The sequence below is a fragment of the Comamonas testosteroni genome (assembly GCF_030505195.1).
GTDB classification, from domain to species: domain Bacteria; phylum Pseudomonadota; class Gammaproteobacteria; order Burkholderiales; family Burkholderiaceae_C; genus Comamonas; species Comamonas testosteroni_G.
The window spans coordinates 2179052-2197096 of record NZ_CP129672.1 but is presented as its reverse complement, the minus strand read 5'-3'; the positions used below and the strand labels follow the sequence as shown (position 1 = coordinate 2197096).

Genomic DNA, 18045 nt, shown 5'->3' with positions numbered 1-18045 from the left:
CAAGGTGACTCGGCTTGTTTCCTAGGGTTACTACAGTATCGAACGATCGTGCTTTTTATCACAATGGCCGGATCAGACGATAAGACAGGGAGACAGAGCAATGAGTAAGCGTCCTTGGCTGAATGCCTATCCAGAGGGAGTTCCTGCGGACATTGACGCGTCCCAGTATCCATCGCTGGTGGCCTTGATGGAGGAGGCGTTTGCCAAGCATGCCGACAAGGTGGCCTATTCCTTCATGGGCAAGGAACTGAGCTTCGCCGAGGTCGATGCGCAGAGCAAGCTCTTTGCCGCCTATCTGCAAAGCCTGGGACTGCAGCGAGGCGACCGCGTGGCGCTGATGATGCCCAATATTCCTCAGTACCCGGTGGCCGTGGCAGGGGTGCTGCGTGCCGGCTATGTGCTGGTCAACGTCAACCCGCTCTACACGGCACGCGAGCTCGAGCATCAGCTCAAGGACTCGGGTGCCAAGGCCATCGTCATCATCGAGAACTTCGCCAAGACCCTGCAGGACGGCATGCATGGCAGCGCCGTGCAGCACATCGTGCTTTGCGCCATGGGCGACGAGCTGGGGCTTTTGAAGGGCATGCTGGTCAATTACGTGGTGCGCTCCGTCAAGAAGCTGGTGCCGCCCTTCAACCTGCCCGGTGCCGTGCGCTTCAAGGACGCACTGGCCAAGGGGCGTGGCGCCAGCCTGAACGCACCGGTGCTCAAGGCCGACGACATGGCGGTGTTGCAATACACGGGCGGCACCACGGGCGTGAGCAAGGGGGCCGTGCTGCAGCACAGGAACATCATCGCCAACGTGCTGCAGTCCGAAGCCTGGAACGAGCCCGCCATGAAGAAGGTGCCGGCAGGTGAGCAGCCCACCAGCATCTGCGCGCTGCCGCTCTATCACATCTTCGCGTTCACGGTGAACATGATGCTGGCCATGCGCACCGGCGGCAAAACCGTGCTTATCCCCAATCCGCGCGATCTCAAGGCTACACTCAAGGAGCTGTCCAGGCACCGTTTCCACAGCTTTCCGGCCGTGAACACCTTGTTCAACGGACTGGCCAACCACCCCGATTTCGGCACCGTGGACTGGAGTCACCTCAAGGTCTCGGTGGGTGGCGGCATGGCCGTGCAGAGTGCCGTGGCCGAGCTGTGGCTCAAGAAGACTGGCTGTCCCATCTGCGAGGGTTACGGCCTCTCGGAGACCAGTCCCTCGGTGACCTGCAATCCGGTCACGGTCACGGCTTACTCGGGCACCATCGGCGTGCCCCTGCCCAGCACCTATGTGAAGCTGGTCGGCAGCGACGGCCAGGACGTGAACGAGCCGGGTCTGCCCGGCGAAGTCGCCGTGCTGGGTCCCCAGGTCATGGCCGGCTATTGGCAACGCCCCGACGAAACCGCCAAGGCCATGACGGCCGACGGCTACTTCCTGACCGGCGACATCGGCACCATTGACGAGCGCGGTTTTGTGAAGATCGTGGACCGCAAGAAAGACATGGTCATCGTCAGCGGCTTCAATGTCTACCCCAACGAGGTCGAGGACGTGGTCTCCAACTGCCCCGGCGTGCTGGAGTGCGCGGTGGTCGGCGTGCCCGACGAAAAGTCCGGTGAGGCCATCAAGCTCGTCGTCGTCAAGAAAGACCCGGCGCTGACGGAACAGGCCATCCGCGACTATTGCCACGCCAATCTGACAGGCTACAAGCGTCCGCGCCACATCGTCTTTCGCACCGATCTGCCCAAGACTCCTGTGGGCAAGATCCTGCGCAGGGAGCTGCGCGACGCCTGAGAGTTTTCATCTTGTCCTTCAAGGCGAGTTCACAGGAGCGCTTGGCGCTCCTTTTTTTGCGCCTTTTTTAGCGCGCTGCCTGTGCGAGTCGGGGCGAAACGTCATGCCCAAACCGGTCTCCACCGCGCCGACAAGGAAATGTGCTTGTTGATATCGGGCAAGTCTTCTTATAATTGTTTCGCCAAATGAACCTGGTTTTATTAGTAAAACAAAAAGCAGATTGCTTTTTGTGTTCACCAACGGTTTCAGGAGAGACATATGAGCGAGATCGCACAAGACAACGGCGCCCGTACTTGGGATCGCCCCGAGGGCTCCAGCTTTGAAGACTGGATGAGCACACGCATTGCGCGCTTTGCCACGCGCAAGTACGACTTCGATGCCCTGAAGTTCCAGGCCGACTTTGACCCCAAATACCGCCGCGGCCAGATGCGTTACATCGGCACGGGCGGCACGGGCGTGGCCTCCGACAGCAACACCATTCCGTCGGAAAACTTCACCTTCTCCACCATGGTGATTCCTGCCGGCCATGAAGGCCCTTCGCATCTGCACACCGATGTGGAAGAAGTGTTCTTCGTGATGCGCGGCAAGCTCAAGCTGGTGCTGGAAAAGGACGGCGAGCGTTTCGAGACCATCCTGACCGATCGCGATGTGGTTTCGGTGCCGCCCGGCGTGTACCGCGAAGAGATCAATGTCGGTGATGAAGATGCGCTGATGTGCGTGATGCTGGGCGCCAAAAAGCCCGTCACCCCGACTTATCCGCCCGAGCATCCTCTGGCCAAGATCAAGCGCTGAGCTTGGCCATGCACGAGGATTTGCTGTCGCTGAAACTGCAGCAGCTGCAGACCGGTTTTCCCGAGCGGCTGGTGAAGCTTGCGCAGAATGCCCAGGTCGCCTGGCGCGAGGCAGGCGACGCCAGCTCCGACTTTGCGGTGGTGCTGCTGCATGGCATCAGCTCCGGGGCTGCATCCTGGCTGGATGTGGCGCTGCAGCTGGCTGACAAAGTGCGCGTTCTGGCCTGGGATGCTCCCGGTTATGGCGTGTCGACGCCGCTGGCCCAATCGGAGCCTGCCGATGCCGACTATGCGCAGGTGCTGGCCCAGTCGCTGCTGGTGCTGGGCGTGCGGCGCTGCATCCTGGTCGGGCACTCGCTGGGCGCCCTGATGGCCGCCAGGCTGGCTGCCATGGCCGCGCCGGGACTGGTCGAGCAACTGGTGCTCATCAGCCCGGCAGGCGGCTACGGCGCCCCAGCCAAGGTCGAGCAGCAAGCCAAGGTGCGCGAGGGACGGCTGGCGGCTTTGGCCGACAAAGGCGTCGCCGGTCTGGCGGCCGTCATCGACCAGCGCCTGGTGTCCTCCGAGGCGCCTGAAGCCGTGCGTGCCTGGGTGCGCTGGAATACGGCGCGCATGCAGCCGCAGGGCTATGCGCAGGCGGTCGAGCTGCTGTGCGGCAGCGATCTGGCACAGGCGCAGGGCAGGCTTGGCATGCCGGTCAAGGTGTGGGTCGGCGAGCACGATGTGGTGACCACACCTGCAGCTTGCAAGTCCTGGTCCGAACTGCTGGGCGCGCACTACGGTACGCTTGCGGCTGCCGGTCATGCTTCACCCGTGGAACAACCAATGGAGGTTGCGCATAGGCTGGCATCTTTGTTGAACCAAAGCTATTGCCCCAATACCAGCTGATTGCCATGAGCGAAACCCCCGAGATTTCAACCAACGAACAAGATCGTTACACCGTGCCCGCTTTGGACCGAGGACTGCGCCTGCTGGCCTGCTTTGGCCCGGCGCAACCGGTCTGGACTGCGCCCGAGCTGGCACGCAAGCTCGAGCTGCCGCGCTCCACGGTGTTTCGCATGTTGACCACGCTTGAAAACTCGGGGTATCTGCAGCGCAGCGGAACCGAATACCGGCTCGGTCTGGCCGTGCTGCGTCTGGGCTATGACTATCTGTCCACCCAGCCGCTGGCGCAACTGGCCGAGCCGGTGCTGCAGGCCTTGTGCGAGGAGCTGGGCATGACCAGCAATCTTGCATTGCGCGACGGCACTTCGGTGGTCTATGTGGCACGCGTCACTCCGTCCGGAGCATTCCAGGGCGCGGTGCGCGTTGGCTCGCGTCTGCCGGCGCATGCGACGGTGCTTGGACGAGCCCTGCTGCATGACATGGACGGCGCGCAGTTGCGCTCGGTGTTTGGCGGCGAGGAGCTGCCCCAGTTCTCCGAGAGCACGCCGCGCAATGTCGACGAGCTGCTGCGCCTGCTGGCCGAGGATCGCGAGCGCGGCTATGCCATGGGCGAGGGCTTTTACGAGCCTGGTGTTTCCAGTATTGCGGCGCCGGTGCGTGCCGCAGACGGGCGGGTGGTTGCGGGACTGGCCATGGCCATTCCGTTTACCGAGCTGGGGCCCGAGAAAACCCAGCTCTGGGTGCAGAAGGTGCAGCAGGCGGCAGAGACTCTGTCCGCCCATTTGCGCCAGCAGCACCCGGACCATTTGCGCTGACCCAGATCACGCCGGGCCAGCGCATTTTTCAGGAGGCTAGAGATGAAAAATATTGCTTTGATTGGCTGCGGCGCGATTGGCTCCAGTGTTCTGGAGCTTTTGAGCGGAGACGCCCGGTTGCAGGTGGGCTGGGTACTGGTTCCCGAGATCACGCCGGCCGTGCGCGAGACGGCTGCCCGCCTGGCGCCGCAGGCGCTGCTGCTGCAGGGCTTGCCCGGCGATGCGGTGCCGGATCTGCTGGTGGAATGCGCGGGTCATGCAGCCATCGAGGAGCATGTGCTGCCGGCGCTGGCGCGCGGCATTCCTGCGGTCATCGCATCCATAGGCGCTTTGAGCGCACCGGGCATGGCCGAGCGCGTACAGGCTGCGGCCGAGGCTGGCAAGACGCAGGCACAGTTGCTGTCAGGTGCCATCGGCGGCATTGATGCCCTGGCTGCGGCGCGCGTGGGCGGCCTGGAGACGGTGGTCTACACGGGCCGCAAGCCGCCCAAGGCCTGGAGCGGTACCCCGGCCGAGCAGGTCTGCGATCTGGACAGCCTGACCGAGGCCTTCTGCATTTTCGAAGGCTCGGCGCGCGAGGCCGCGCAGCTCTATCCCAAGAATGCGAATGTGGCGGCCACCTTGTCGCTGGCCGGACTGGGGCTGGACAAGACCATGGTGCGTCTGTTTGCCGATCCTGCTGTTCAGGAGAACGTGCACCAGGTCGAGGCGCGAGGTGCCTTCGGTGCCATGGAGCTGACCATGCGCGGCAAGCCGCTGGCGGCCAATCCCAAGACCTCGGCGCTGACCGTCTACAGCGTTGTGCGCTCGGTACTCAACAACGTGGCGCCACTGGCCATCTGATCCGGCGCCAGGCCTGCGGCGTCATGGGCGCCATGGGCTTGGCACCTCTCTTGCTTGTTGTTGCAAGCCTGCAAGCAGACCTTCCCACTTCAGCATGGTGTCCTGCCTGTGCGAATATTTCCTTGTGCTTCGTCAAACAGGGGCGCATCGAGCATCGGCTGGCCTGACATCTCCACCTTCTGGAACCCTCATGCAACGCTCCGACTTTCTCAAATCCTGCCTGGCGCTGGCCAGCGTCCTGGCCCTGCCCGCCGCCCATGCAGCGACTGCCACAGAGCAGCTTTCCGCCGCGCCGTTCACCGTCATTGCGCCTTTCCCTGCCGGCGGCCCTGTGGACATTCTGGCGCGCATTCTGGCGACCGGCCTGACCGAGCATTACAAGCAGGCCGCCATCGTCGATAACCGTCCCGGCGCCAGCGGCAATATCGGCATCGATATGGTCAAGCGTGCCAAGCCCGACGGCCATACGCTGCTGGTCGTGCCGCAGGGCAATCTGACCATCAACCCGACGCTGATGCCCAAGCTGCCCTACAACGTGTTCGGCGACTTCGTGCCCGTGGCTTCCATGGGGCGCACGGCCAATGTCATTGCAGTCAATCCGCAGGTGGCGGCCAAGTCGGTTCAGGAACTGGTGGCGCTGTCCAAGGCCAGGCCCAACTCCATCAGCTACGCTTCGCCCGGCGTGGGCTCCAGCCTGCATCTGGCCGGCGAGCTGTTCAAGGACAAGTCGGGCGCGGACATCATGCATGTGGCCTACAAAGGCTCGGCCCAGGGCGTGACCGATGTGCTGGGCGGCACCATCCCCATGATCGTGGCCAATCTGCCCACCGTGCTGCCCCATTTGCAGTCGGGCAAGCTGCGCGCGCTGGCCGTGACCGACGGCTCGCGCTCGGGCTTTTTGCCCAATGTGCCGACCCTGGCCGAAGCCGGCGTGCCGGGGATTGCCATTTCCTCCTGGTATGGCGTGCTGGCTCCGAAGAACACGCCTGCAGAGGTGGTCAAGCAGCTGGGCGAGGATATCGACAAGATTCTGAAGACCCCGGCGGCGCTCAATCAGCTCAAGGCACAGGGCATGACGCCCTGGGTGGTCAAGGGCGAGGCCTTCGGCGAGCTGATCCGCAAGGAAACCGGACTCTGGGCGCCCATCATCAAAAGTCATGAGATCGAGGCGCAGTAAGCCCCCGTGCTCTAATCGCGCCTCTTGCGCATCCCCCACAAGCGGCCTGGTGCCGCTTTTGTGCTTTCACCAGGGCCGCCCGGCCCCTGTTCCGGAGTATCCCCATCCATGACGCTTGCCATTCTCAGCGCTCTTGCCGAAGAACAACACGGCCTGGTCGACGCCATGCAGGACATGCAATGCCTGCGCCATGCCGGGCGCGACTTCTGGCTGGGCCGCCTGCACGGGCATGAGGTGGTGTGTGCGCTGTCGGGCATCGGCAAGGTGGCCGCTGCCACCACCACCGCCGCGCTGATCGAGCGCTTTGGCGTGCGCGGCATTCTGTTCACCGGCGTGGCCGGCGGCATCGGTGCGGATGTGAACGTGGGCGATGTGGTGATCGCGCGGACTTTCCTGCAGCATGACATGGATGCCTCGCCGATCTTTCCGCGCTGGCAGTTGCCCGGCTACGGCTGCAGCACCCTGGCTTGCGACGAGGCGGCGACGGACAGGCTGGTGCAGGCTGCCGACTCGGCGGTTCGCTCCGGCATCGTGGCTGCGTATGCTTCGGCTCGCGTCCATCGGGGCTTGATTGCCAGCGGCGATCAGTTTGTCAGCTCGCGCCAGGCCAGCGCACAGCTCAGAGCCGATCTGGAGGCCGCCGGCCATGCCGTGCTGGCCGTGGAGATGGAGGGCGCCGCCGTGGCCCAGACCTGCCTGGATTACGGCACGCCGTTTGCCGCGATGCGAACCATCTCGGACCGGGCGGACGACAGCGCCCATGTGGATTTTTCGGATTTCGTGCGCACGGTGGCAAGCCGCTACGCGCAACGCGTGGTGCTGGACTTTCTGCGCCAGACACCTGCGAAGAAGCAGGCTGTGTGCTAATTTTTTGATAGCTGTAAGCGATTGATTAATATGATTTTCAAGGTGTTTTATGCCTGAAATTATTCATTGGTAAGCGCTATAAGCTATCGATATTGATATTGATGAATTCCGATCCGGCCTGCCGACAGTTCAGGCCGGATACCTTTTGTTGCCTCGTTTTCCTTTCAACCGCGCTTGTCGCGGTTTTTTTACGTCCGTGTGTCGCTATGGCTAGGGGCTACGGGTTTCTCCGGGTATTGACTCAAAAGAAGGCTCACTAAACTGCAGTCCTGTTTCAAGAAAAAAGTGTCATTTCATATTTGAAACAAACAAGGTTTAAGATGACCCTCAACACCATGCCTTCCACCGGTCAGCTCGCTGGGCGCCGGATCCTTGTGACCGGCGCTGCGCGCGGCCTGGGTTTTGCTTTTGCGCAGACGCTGTGCCGGCAGGGGGCGCAGCTTGTGATGGCCGATCTGCGCGCCGAATTGCTGAGCGAAGCCGTTGCCAAGCTGCGCGCCATGGGCTTCGAGGCTCACGGCGTCGCCTTTGATGCGAGCAACCCGGCTTCCATCGAACAGTGCGCACAGCAGGCCGTGCAGACCCTGGGCGGTCTGGACGGCCTGGTCAACAACGCGGCCGTGACGGACTCCGGCGGCAAGGGCATGGATGACATCGCCCTGGAAAAGTGGGATCAGGTGATGAACGTCAATGTGCGTGGCGTCTGGCTGATGACCCGTGCCTGCCGTGCGGCGCTCAAGGACAGCGGGCGCGGTGCCATCGTCAATCTGGCTTCCGACACCGCCATGTGGGGCGCGCCCAACCTGATGGCCTATGTGGCGAGCAAGGGCGCCGTGATGGCCATGACGCGTTCCATGGCGCGCGAGCTGGGCGCGGATGCCATCACCATCAATGCCGTGGCGCCGGGCCTGGTGCTGGTCGAGGCCACCGAGTACGTGCCCGAGCACCGCCATCGCCTCTACATCGACCAGCGCGCACTGCAGCGCGAGCAGGGGCCCGAGGATGTCTCGGGTGCCGTGTCCTATCTGCTGTCCGACGGTGCGCGCTTTGTGACGGGGCAGGTCCTGCCCGTCAACGGCGGCTTCGTCATGAATTGAAAAATGAAGAGCCCCCTGAGTCGCTTCGCGCCTTCCCCCCAAGGGGGACGACACCCTCGGTGCGGGGCGGCCCTTCCTCGGTGTCCCCGGCTTCTGGCCACGCCTGCAACGAATTGAGGAGTTGAAGATGTCAGGTTCTTCCCTTTCCGGTAGCGCGACCGACAGCGTCGTCGACGGCGGCTCCGACAAGTACATGGTGCCGGCGCTGGAGCGCGGTCTGCGCCTGCTGCAGGAGTTCGGCCGCGACAACCCCGCGCTGGGTGCGCCCGAGCTGGCGCGTCGCATGCAGCTGCCGCGCGCCACGGTGTTTCGCATGCTCAACACGCTGGAGAGCATGGGCTTTCTGCAACGCGCCGAGGGCGGTAACGACTACCGGCTGGGCCTGTCCGTGCTGCGCCTGGGCTTCGAGTTCCTGTCCTCCATGGACCTGACCGAGCTGGGCCAGCCCGTGATCGCGCGGCTGTGCGAGGAAATCCGCTTCCCCTGCAACATCGTGGTGCGCGACGGCCGCTCCATCGTCTATGTGGCCAAGGTCACGCCGCCGACGCCGCTGACCAGCTCGGTGCGAGTGGGCACGCGGCTGCCCGCCCATGCCACGCTGCTGGGACGCATCCTGCTGGCCGACCTGTCGCTGCCGGAGCTGCGCGCCCTCTATCCCGAAGAGCATCTGGAAGGCCATTCGCCCAATACGCCCAGGACCGTGGGCGAGCTGTTCGACCTGGTGCAGTCCGATCGCGAGCGCGGCCATGTGGCCGGTGCAGGTTTCTACGAAAGCTCGATCTCCACCATCGCCGCGCCCGTGCGTGACCACAGCGGTCGCGTCATCGCGGCCCTGGGTGTGACCCTGGCCTCGGCCCAGATCGACCCCGGTCGCCAGACGGAGCTGGTGCCGCGCGTGTGCGCGGCGGCGGACGAACTGTCCGAGCTGCTCAACTACCGGCCGCAGTCCAGCGCGCAGGTTCTGTCCATCACTTCAAGGCGCGCAGGAGGCGGCCATGCATGATTTCAAACTCGACGCCACGGCCGTCGTCACTGGCGGCTCTTCCGGCATAGGCCTGGCCACGGTGGAGCTGCTGCTGGCCCAGGGCGCACGCGTGGCCCTGTGCGGCCGCAATCCCGAGCGCCTGGAGCAGGCCGTCGAGCAACTGCTCGAGCGCCACCCCGAGGCCCGCGAGCGCCTGTTCGCACAGGCCTGCGACGTGCTCGATGCCGGGCAGGTGCAGCAGTTCGCCCGCGCCAGTGAAGCGGCTCTTGGCCCGGCTTCCATCCTCATCAACAACGCCGGTCAGGGCCGTGTCTCCACCTTCGAGAACACCAGCGACGAAGCCTGGACCGAGGAGCTGCACCTGAAGTTCTTCTCGGTGCTGCATCCCACGCGCGCCTTTCTGCCCCAGCTCGAACGCGGCAGCGAGTCGGCGATTGTCTGCGTGAACTCGCTGCTGGCCTCCCAGCCGGAGCCGCATATGGTGGCGACCTCGGCGGCGCGTGCCGGCCTCAAGAACCTGGTGCGCTCCATGGCCACCGAGTTCGCGCCCAAGGGCATACGCGTCAACGGCATCCTGGTCGGCCTGATCGAGTCCGGCCAGTGGCGCCGCCGCTTCGAAGCGCGCGAGGACAAGAGCCAGACCTGGGAGCAGTGGAGCGGCGCGCTCGCAAGCACAAAGCACATCCCCATGGGGCGCCTTGGCAAGCCTGCCGAAGCGGCCCGCGCCATTTTCTTTCTTGCCACGCCACTGTCGTCGTACACGACGGGCAGCCACATCGACGTTTCCGGAGGCCATTCTCGTCATGCCTAAGCAAAATCAAATCACCGTGGGCGCTGCCGTCGCCGAATTCCTCGAGCATTGCGACGTGAAGGCTGCCTTCGGGGTGATCTCCATCCACAACATGCCCATCCTCGATGCGATGTTTGCTCGCGGCAAGGTGCGCTTCGTGATGGCGCGCGGCGAGGCAGGCGCCGGCAATATGGCCGACGCCTGCGCGCGCTCCACATCCAGCCTGGGTGTGTGCATCACCAGCACCGGCCCGGCCTCCGGCAACATCGCCGGCAGCCTGGTGGAAGCCTATACGGCCGGCACGCCGCTCTTGCACATCACGGGCCAGATCGAGACCCAGTATCTGGACAAGAAGCTGTCGTACATCCACGAGGCGCCGGACCAGCTGACCATGCTGAAGTCCGTCTCCAAGGCCGCTTTCCGCGTGCTGAGCGCCGAGACCTGCCTGTCCACGCTCAAGGCTGCGGTGCAGACCGCGATGACTGCCCCTACGGGCCCGGTCAGTGTGGAGATCCCCATCGACATCCAGCAGGCGCTGATCGCCATGCCCGCCGACCTGTCGCCGCTGCCGGTGGCGGTGCTGGCTCCCGGCGAGGCCGCGCTCGATGCGCTGGCCGAGCAACTGGCCAAGGCCAGGCGTCCGCTGCTGTGGCTGGGCGGCGGCGCCCGCCATGCCGGTGCTGCGGTGCAGCGCCTGAAGGCCCTGGGCTTCGGCATCGTGAGCACCGGCCAGGGCCGCGGCATCGTGCCCGAGGACGACCCGGCCTCACTGGGCGCCTACAACATCCAGAAGCCCGTCGAAGCCTTCTACCAGCGCTGCGACGCCATGCTGGCCGTGGGCACGCGCCTGCGCAGCAACGAGACGCTGAAGTACGAACTCAAGCTGCCGCGCCCGCTGCTGCGCATCGATGTGGACGCCGCCCAGCAGGGCCGCTGCTATAGGGATGACGGCTTTGTCTGCGGCGACTCGGCCCTGGCCCTGAACGGCCTGGCCGACCGCCTGGAAGCGCGCGGCTATAAGGCCGACCCCGAGCTGCTGGCCGACCTGCGCCAGGTGCACGACGAGGTCGTGGCCACCATGCGCGACGGCCTGGGCCCCTACAGCGCCCTGGTGCAGCAGCTGCAGCAGGCCGTGGGTCGCAACTTCAATTGGGTGCGTGACGTGACCGTCTCCAACAGCACCTGGGGCAACCGCGAGCTGCGCTTCTTCGCGCCCAACGCCGGCGTGCACGCCACGGGCGGCGGCATCGGCATGGGCATGCCCATGGCCATCGGTGCGGCCATCGGCGCGGCCGAAAGCGGCTCGGGCCGCAAGACCCTGGGCCTGGCCGGCGACGGCGGCTTCATCCTGAACCTGGGCGAGCTCGCCACCCTGGTGCAGGAAGAGTGCGACACCATGATCGTGCTGATGAACGACCAGCGCTATGGCGTGATCCAGAACATCCAGGACGCCTCCTACGGCGGCCGCCGCTGCTATGTGGAGCTGCACACGCCCGACTACGCCCAGCTGTGCGCATCCATCAAGCTGCCCCATGCCCGCGTGAGTCATCTCGACGAGCTGCCCGCAGTGCTGGAAGGCGCCTGGGGCAGGAAGGGGCCCTTCCTGCTGGAGATCGACATGCGCGCCATCGGCAGCTTCAAGACCACGTTCTCGGGCCCGCCGGTGAACAAGCTCGATCAGATCCCGGCCACCACCAAGGCTCAGTGAGGAGTTTCACCATGTCCAAGCTAGAACTGCTCCCCATCAATATCGGCGGCGAATGGCGTCTTGGCGGCGGCGATGAGTCCGCCTCGCTCTACCCCGCGACCGGCGAGGTGGTGGGCCGCCTGCGCGCCCCCAGCCTGGCCGATGTGCAAGAGGCCATAGAGAAGGCCGACCATGCCTTCCGCACCAGCGGCTGGGCCCAGAAAAAGCCCCATGAGCGCGCCGCCGTGCTGCACCGCGTGGCCCAGCTGATCCGTGAGCGCGCCGAGCCTCTGGCCCAGCTGCAGCGCCTCGATAACGGCAAGCCCATCAGCGAGACGCGCGCCCTGGTGGCCAGCGCCGCCGGCACCTTCCAGTTCTTCGCTGCGGCCTGCGAGACCATGGAAGAGACCATCACGCCCTCGCGTGGCGACTTCATGACCATGAGCGTCTACGAGCCCATGGGCGTGGTCGCGGCCATCACGCCGTGGAACTCGCCCATTGCCAGCGAGGCGCAAAAGCTCGCTCCCGCGCTGGCCGCCGGCAATGCCGTGGTCGTCAAGCCTGCCGAAGCCACGCCGCTGCTGGCGCTGGAGCTGGCCCGGATCTGCGAGGAAGCGGGTGTTCCGAAGGGCATCGTCAGCGTGCTGCCCGGTCGCGGCTCGGTGATCGGCGACGCCATCACCAAGCACCCGCTGGTCAAGCGCGTGTCCTTCACAGGCGGCACTTCCACGGGCAAGCACATCGCCCGCATCGCGGCCGACAAGATGATGCCCGTCTCTCTGGAGCTGGGCGGCAAGTCGGCCACCATGGTGCTGGAGGACGCCGATCTCGACCACGCCGTCAACGGCGTGCTCTACGGCATCTTCAGCTCCTCGGGCGAGTCCTGCATCGCCGGTTCGCGCCTGTTCGTGGCGAGGAAGCTCTACGGCGACTTCATGGAGCGCCTCACGGCCAAGGCCGCCGCCTTGCGCGTGGGCGATCCGGCCGACGAGCGCACCCAGATGGGCCCGCTGATCACCGCCAGGCACCGCGAATCCATCGAAAGCTATGTGCAGCTGGGCCTGTCCGAAGGCGGCCGGCTGCGCACCGGCGGCCACCGCCCCGAGGGCGCGCTGTACGAGCGCGGCTACTACTACCGCCCGACCATCCTCGAAGGCGTGACCAACAACGACCAGATCTGCCAGCAGGAGATCTTCGGCCCCGTGCTCGTGGCCATGCCCTTCGACGACGAGGAGGCCCTGCTTGAGCAAGCCAACGACAGCGTCTACGCGCTGGCCGCCGGCATCTGGACGCGCGACTACAAGGCCGCCTGGCGCATAGGCCGCGCCGTGCAGGCCGGCACCGTGTGGATCAACACCTACAAGCAGTTCTCCATCTCCACACCCTTCGGCGGCTGGCGCGACAGCGGCCTGGGCCGTGAAAAAGGCCGTCTGGGCATACAGCAGTACATGGAGCAGAAAAGCCTGTACTGGGGCTTGAACGAGAGCCCCATCGCTTGGGCGAATTGAGATGCAACACCCCCTGAGTCGCTTCGCGCCTTCCCCCTCTCTCGCTGCGCGGGAGGGGGACGACACCTTCGCTGGGGCAGCCCCTGCTGCGGGGCGGCCCTTGCTCGGCGTCCGCCGATGCATCGCGCCGGTTGCAGGCGATGTGGGCAGCGCATGGCGTGTGATCGGGTAAAGAAAGGATTTTTTATGAGCGTACTGGGCATTGACGAAATCAGCTACGGCGCCGACGACCTGGCGGCCTGCCGCCAGTTCTTCCTCGATTGGGGCCTGAGCCTGGTCGACGAGCAGGCCGAACGGCTGGTGTTCGAGACCCTCAACGGCTGCCGCGTGATCGTGGCCGCCACCGAGCATCCCGATCTGCCGCCCGCGATCGAAGCCGGACCCACGCTGCGCGAGGTGGTCTGGGGCGTGGAAAGCGAAGCCGACCTGGCCCTCTACGAAGGCCGTATCGCTCAGCTGCCGGGCTTTGTGAAGCAGGGCGGCCCGAACGGCGGACGCATCGGTTGCACCGACCCCAACGGACTGGCCGTGCGGCTGCAGCTCACGCAAAAGCGCGATGTGCAGATGCAAAGCGCCGAGTACAACACCTGGGACCGCAAGGGTCGCGTCAACCAGGCCAGCCCGGCCTACGAACGCGCCCAGCCCATCGAGGTTGGCCATGTGGTGTTCTTCGTCCGCGACGTGCAGGCCTGCGAGCGCTTCTATGTGGAGAACTTCGGCTTTGCGGCCTCGGACCGCTACCCAGAGCGCGGCGCCTTTCTGCGCACCGCGCCCGACGGTGGCCACCATGACATCTTCTTGCTGCAGCGCCCTGACAAGCATGCAGGCCTGAACCATGTGGCCTTCACCGTGCGCGACATCCACGAGGTCTTCGGCGGTGGCATGCACATCTCGCGCTGCGGCTGGGACACCCAGCTCGGCCCGGGTCGCCACCCCGTGTCCTCGGCCTATTTCTGGTACTTCAAGAATCCGGCCGGTGCACTGGTCGAGTACTACGCCGACGAGGACCAGCTCACGGCCGAATGGCAGCCGCGCGAGTTCGAGCCCGGTCCGACAGTGTTCGCCGAATGGGCCATCGACGGCGGCCTGGACGGCAACACCCGGCGCCAGAAGGGCGTGGGCGCTGCCGACGGCAAGTTCCTGACAGACAAGAAATGAAACACCCTCTGAGTCGCTTCGCGCCTTCCCCCTCTCTCGCTTCGCGGGAGGGGGACAACACCCGCGCTGCGGGGCGGTGCGGGGCGGTGCGGCCGGCTCAGGCCCTTGCTCGGTGTCTCTGATGTGAGCGAATTCTCCAGATCCTCTGGCTGGCTAGAGGCTTAACCACAACCCCACGGGCTATTTCATGAAAAACATTCGTCGCCAGGTAGTTATCACTGCTGCATTGCTGGCTGCAGCCCAGATGTCCGGTTCCGCGCTGGCGCAAGCCTATCCGAGCAAGCCCATCACCATCGTCGTGGCCTATCCGGCCGGCGGCGATACCGATGCCATGGCGCGCCTGTATGCCGAGAAGCTGGGTCAGCGACTGGGCCAGCCCGTGGTGGTGGACAACCGGCCCGGTGCCAGCGGCACCATCGGCACCGTGCATGTGGCCAAGGCCGCGCCCGACGGCTATACCCTGCTGCTGGCACCCAATACCTTTGCCATCGCCCAGTTCGTGCTCAAGACCAATGCGGGTTCGAGCTACGATGTGCTCGGCGGCTTCACGCCCATCGTGCAGACCAGCGTGCAGCCCATGTTCGTGGCTGCCAGCCAGGGCTCGGGCATCAAGGACATCAAGACCCTGGCGAGCCAGGGCAAGCGCGACGGCCTGACCTATGCCAGCCCCGGCAGCGGCTCGCCCATGCACATCCTGGGCGAGATGTTCAACAAGGCCGCAGGCACCAAGCTGTCCCACATTCCCTACAAGGGCGTGGCTCCCGCAGTCAACGACCTGATCGGCGGCCATGTGCCTACGACCTTCATGACCTGGGGGCCCATCGCGCCCTACGCGGGCGGCAAGGTCAACGTGCTGGCCGTGGCCGATGCGCAGCGCAGTCCGCTGGCACCGAATGTGCCCACGCTGGCCGAGCAGGGCGTCAAGGACGTGGAAGTGTCGGCCTGGCAAGGCCTGTTCGGCCCCAAGGGCATGAAGCCCGAGACCGTCAAGCTGCTGAACACCCACCTCAATGAAATTCTGAGGATGCCCGACGTGGTCTCCAAGATGGCGGCCTTCGGCGCTCTGCCCGCAGGCGGCGAGCCGGCACGTCTGGAAAAGACCAATGCTGCCGACTACAACCGCTTCGGCAAGCTGATCAAAGACCTGGATATCCGGGCTGATTGAATGACCTACCCCCTGAGTCGCTTCGCGCCTTCCCCCATGGGGGACGACACCCTCGGTGCGGGGCGGCCCTTCCTTGGTGTCCCTGAGGTCGGGCTGCGCCAGATTCACGCGATATGGGTGAAGGGCAACGCTCCGGGCAATGAAACCAAACCACGATTCAAGACAGTTTTCGAAGGAGAGAACCATGGCCGCTGATCGATATCTCGAGCCGCATCAGGCGCGCGAGCGCGCCTCCACCCTGTTTGAGGACCTGCTGGGCGACTCCATTGAGCGTGCCTTCGGCGAGGGCGTGCAGACGCTGCCCGAACTGGTGGCCTACATCAACCGCAGCGGCCCGGCCGGCGAGAACGGCGAGCCCTGGACCGAAGACAGCTTTCAGGCGCTGATGGCCCGGCTGGGCTATTGAGACAGAACAGGACAGGAGTACTCCATGAACGTACAAACCATCACCATCGATCCGGTGGACCGTTTGCTCAACACGGGTCTGAAGAACCTCTGGTATGCGGTCTGCCCTTCGGGTTTCGTCAAGACCGAGCCCGTCTCGCTGCGCCGCTTCGGCCGCAAGATCGCGCTGTGGCGCGATGCCGCCGGCCAGGTACATGCGCTGGAAGACCACTGCCCGCACCGCGGCGCGCCGTTGTCCCAGGGCGTGATCCTGGGCGACCGCCTGGCCTGCCCCTACCACGGCGTGGAAGTGCGCTGCGACGGCACGGTGACCAAGGTGCCCGGCAGCCCCGGCTGCAAGCTCGAAGGCTCGCGCGCCGCGCTGGCCTTCCATGTGCGCGAGATGCACGGTGCGATCTTTCTCTACAACAGCGACAAGCATGTGGACGAGGCTCCCGAGTTCTCCTTGCCCGAGGAGCTGAGCTCACCCGAGTACTCGAACTTCCTGTGCTATGCCGAGTGGCGCAGCGACTACCGCTACGCGCTGGACAACGTCATGGACCCCATGCACGGCACCTTCCTGCACAAGCAGTCGCACTCCATGGCCGAGGGCGACAGCAAGGCCAGCTTCCAGGTGCGTGACACCGATCACGGCTTTGTGTTCGAGAAGGTCGGCCAGCGTGGCGTGAACTTCGACTGGACCGAATACGGCGAAACCGGCGTGCAGTGGATGCGCCTGGAGATTCCGTACCCCAAGACCGGCGGCCCTGGCGGCAACTTCGCCATCGTGGCCTGCGTCACGCCCATCAGCGCCGATCTGTGCGCCGTGTTCTTCTGGCGCGCACGCAAGGTGCAGGGCTGGATGCGCGACACCTGGCGCTTCCTCTACCGCAACCGCCTTGAGGCTCGTCACTGGGCCGTGCTGGAGCAGGACCGCATCATGATGGAGCAGATGGAAGCCGACGCCAACGAGCGCGAGAACCTCTACCAGCATGACATCGGCCTGGTGCGCCTGCGCCGCCACCTGCGTCGTCAGGCCCAGGAACAGATCGACGAAGGCATCGCATCATGAGCAACAGCTTGCAGGCCTTTGTGCACACGCTGCGCTTCGAGGCCCAGGACACCATCAGCGTGGAGCTGCGCCCGGTCGATGGCGGCGAGTTCCCGGCTTTCACGGCCGGCTCGCATATCGATCTGCACCTGCCCAACGGGCTGGTGCGCAGCTATTCCCTGTCCAACGACAGCCGCGAGCGCCACCGCTACGTGGTCGGCGTGCTGCGCGACCGCGCCAGCCGTGGCGGCTCGCGCTGCGTGCACGAGTCGCTGCGCGTGGGCATGCCCATCACCATCTCGGAGCCGCGCAACCACTTCGCGCTCGACGAGGCGGCAACGCACTCGGTGCTGGTGGCCGGCGGCATCGGCATCACGCCCATGCTGTGCATGGCACGCCGGCTCAAGGCCCAGGGACATTCGTTCGAGATGCTGTACTTTGCGCGCGAGCGCAAGAGCGCGGCCTTTCTGGACGAGCTGCAGGCATTGGGCATGCCGCTGCAACTGCATTTCGATGCGGAAGCGGGCGGCCCGCCCGACCTGCGGGCATTGCTGGCGCAGCGCGCCCCCGAGGCGGGGCTGCACCACTATTCCTGCGGCCCCACGCCCATGCTTGATGCCTTCGAGAAGTTCTGCGCCGAGCTCGGCCATGCCAATGCCCATATCGAGCGCTTCACGCCGGTGGAGGTCAAGGCATCGTCCGATGCGCGCAGCAACTACACGGTGGAGCTCAAGCGCAGCGGCCGCTTCATCGAGATCACGCCCGACAAGTCCCTGCTGGACACACTGCTGGACGCCGGTGTCGATGTGGACCACAGCTGCTGCGAAGGCGTCTGCGGCTCGTGCGAGACCCGCGTGCTGGAAGGTGTGCCCGACCACCGCGACTCGGTGCTCAGCCCCAAGGAGCGCGCCGGCAACAAGGTCATGATGGTCTGCGTCTCCGGCTGCAAGAGCGAGCGGCTGGTCCTGGATATATGACACCCCCGGAGTCGCTGCGCGCCTTCCCCCTCTCTATCTCCGCTGTGCGGGAGAGGGGGCGACACCCTCGGCGTGGGGCTGCGCGGCC

At 65.2% G+C, this 18045-nt stretch carries 18 protein-coding genes; 17 read left to right on the top strand and 1 reads right to left on the bottom strand.

The window, feature by feature from the left end; all coding sequences use genetic code 11:
* Positions 1-100 precede the first annotated feature (100 nt).
* Entirely contained in the window at positions 101-1777 is a 1677-nt protein-coding gene (locus tag QYQ99_RS10000) for a long-chain-fatty-acid--CoA ligase (protein ID WP_302092490.1), read from the top strand.
* Between the two features lie 18 nt (positions 1778-1795).
* On the opposite strand, the gene QYQ99_RS09995 is transcribed toward QYQ99_RS10000, so the two are convergent.
* Entirely contained in the window at positions 1796-2035 is a 240-nt protein-coding gene (locus QYQ99_RS09995; protein ID WP_302092489.1) for a hypothetical protein, read from the bottom strand.
* On the opposite strand from QYQ99_RS09995, the gene QYQ99_RS09990 reads away from it, so the two are divergent.
* The 16 genes from QYQ99_RS09990 (at position 2036) to QYQ99_RS09915 (ending at position 17957) form a co-directional block, all read left to right on the top strand.
* Positions 2036-2569 (top strand): cupin domain-containing protein, encoded by a 534-nt coding sequence (locus QYQ99_RS09990; RefSeq protein WP_302092488.1) that lies wholly within the window; start codon positions 2036-2038, stop codon positions 2567-2569.
* 8 nt (positions 2570-2577) lie between these two features.
* Positions 2578-3456: an alpha/beta fold hydrolase gene (locus QYQ99_RS09985; RefSeq protein WP_302092487.1), complete on the top strand. Its 879-nt coding sequence runs from the start codon at positions 2578-2580 to the stop codon at positions 3454-3456.
* 5 nt (positions 3457-3461) lie between these two features.
* Complete coding sequence (locus QYQ99_RS09980; protein ID WP_302092486.1) at positions 3462-4268, top strand: IclR family transcriptional regulator; 807 nt, start codon at positions 3462-3464, stop codon at positions 4266-4268.
* 42 nt (positions 4269-4310) lie between these two features.
* Positions 4311-5111, top strand: coding sequence for an aspartate dehydrogenase (locus QYQ99_RS09975; protein ID WP_302092485.1), 801 nt, complete (start codon positions 4311-4313; stop codon positions 5109-5111).
* A 190-nt stretch (positions 5112-5301) separates the two neighbouring features.
* Positions 5302-6288, top strand: coding sequence for a Bug family tripartite tricarboxylate transporter substrate binding protein (locus tag QYQ99_RS09970; RefSeq protein WP_302092484.1), 987 nt, complete (start codon positions 5302-5304; stop codon positions 6286-6288).
* A 108-nt stretch (positions 6289-6396) separates the two neighbouring features.
* Positions 6397-7155 carry a 5'-methylthioadenosine/adenosylhomocysteine nucleosidase gene (locus QYQ99_RS09965; RefSeq protein ID WP_302092483.1) on the top strand — a complete coding sequence of 253 codons (759 nt, stop codon included), beginning with the start codon at positions 6397-6399 and terminating at the stop codon, positions 7153-7155.
* A 320-nt stretch (positions 7156-7475) separates the two neighbouring features.
* Positions 7476-8252 carry an SDR family oxidoreductase gene (locus QYQ99_RS09960; protein WP_302092482.1) on the top strand — a complete coding sequence of 259 codons (777 nt, stop codon included), beginning with the start codon at positions 7476-7478 and terminating at the stop codon, positions 8250-8252.
* 127 nt (positions 8253-8379) lie between these two features.
* The gene (locus QYQ99_RS09955) at positions 8380-9255 is read left to right on the top strand and encodes an IclR family transcriptional regulator (protein WP_302092481.1); all 876 of its coding nucleotides are present in this window, start codon (positions 8380-8382) and stop codon (positions 9253-9255) included.
* Positions 9248-10048, top strand: coding sequence for an SDR family oxidoreductase (locus QYQ99_RS09950; RefSeq protein ID WP_302092480.1), 801 nt, complete (start codon positions 9248-9250; stop codon positions 10046-10048). Before QYQ99_RS09955 ends, QYQ99_RS09950 begins: the two co-directional genes overlap by 8 nt.
* Entirely contained in the window at positions 10041-11735 is a 1695-nt protein-coding gene (locus QYQ99_RS09945; RefSeq protein ID WP_302092479.1) for a thiamine pyrophosphate-binding protein, read from the top strand. The genes QYQ99_RS09950 and QYQ99_RS09945 overlap by 8 nt, the downstream gene beginning before the upstream one ends.
* Positions 11736-11746: 11 nt before the next feature.
* Entirely contained in the window at positions 11747-13222 is a 1476-nt protein-coding gene (locus QYQ99_RS09940; protein WP_302092478.1) for an aldehyde dehydrogenase, read from the top strand.
* Positions 13223-13408: 186 nt separating this feature from the next.
* On the top strand, positions 13409-14380 hold the full coding sequence (locus QYQ99_RS09935; protein ID WP_302092477.1) for a VOC family protein: 972 nt from the start codon (positions 13409-13411) through the stop codon (positions 14378-14380).
* A gap of 187 nt (positions 14381-14567) precedes the next feature.
* Positions 14568-15545 carry a Bug family tripartite tricarboxylate transporter substrate binding protein gene (locus tag QYQ99_RS09930; protein ID WP_302092476.1) on the top strand — a complete coding sequence of 326 codons (978 nt, stop codon included), beginning with the start codon at positions 14568-14570 and terminating at the stop codon, positions 15543-15545.
* Positions 15546-15729: 184 nt separating this feature from the next.
* The gene (locus tag QYQ99_RS09925; protein WP_003060438.1) at positions 15730-15951 is read left to right on the top strand and encodes a recombinase-like helix-turn-helix domain-containing protein; all 222 of its coding nucleotides are present in this window, start codon (positions 15730-15732) and stop codon (positions 15949-15951) included.
* A gap of 24 nt (positions 15952-15975) precedes the next feature.
* A complete protein-coding gene (locus tag QYQ99_RS09920; protein ID WP_302092475.1) occupies positions 15976-17001 on the top strand; it encodes an aromatic ring-hydroxylating oxygenase subunit alpha in 1026 nt (341 codons plus the stop codon).
* The gene (locus QYQ99_RS09915; protein ID WP_302092474.1) at positions 16998-17957 is read left to right on the top strand and encodes a PDR/VanB family oxidoreductase; all 960 of its coding nucleotides are present in this window, start codon (positions 16998-17000) and stop codon (positions 17955-17957) included. Before QYQ99_RS09920 ends, QYQ99_RS09915 begins: the two co-directional genes overlap by 4 nt.
* Positions 17958-18045 lie beyond the last annotated feature (88 nt).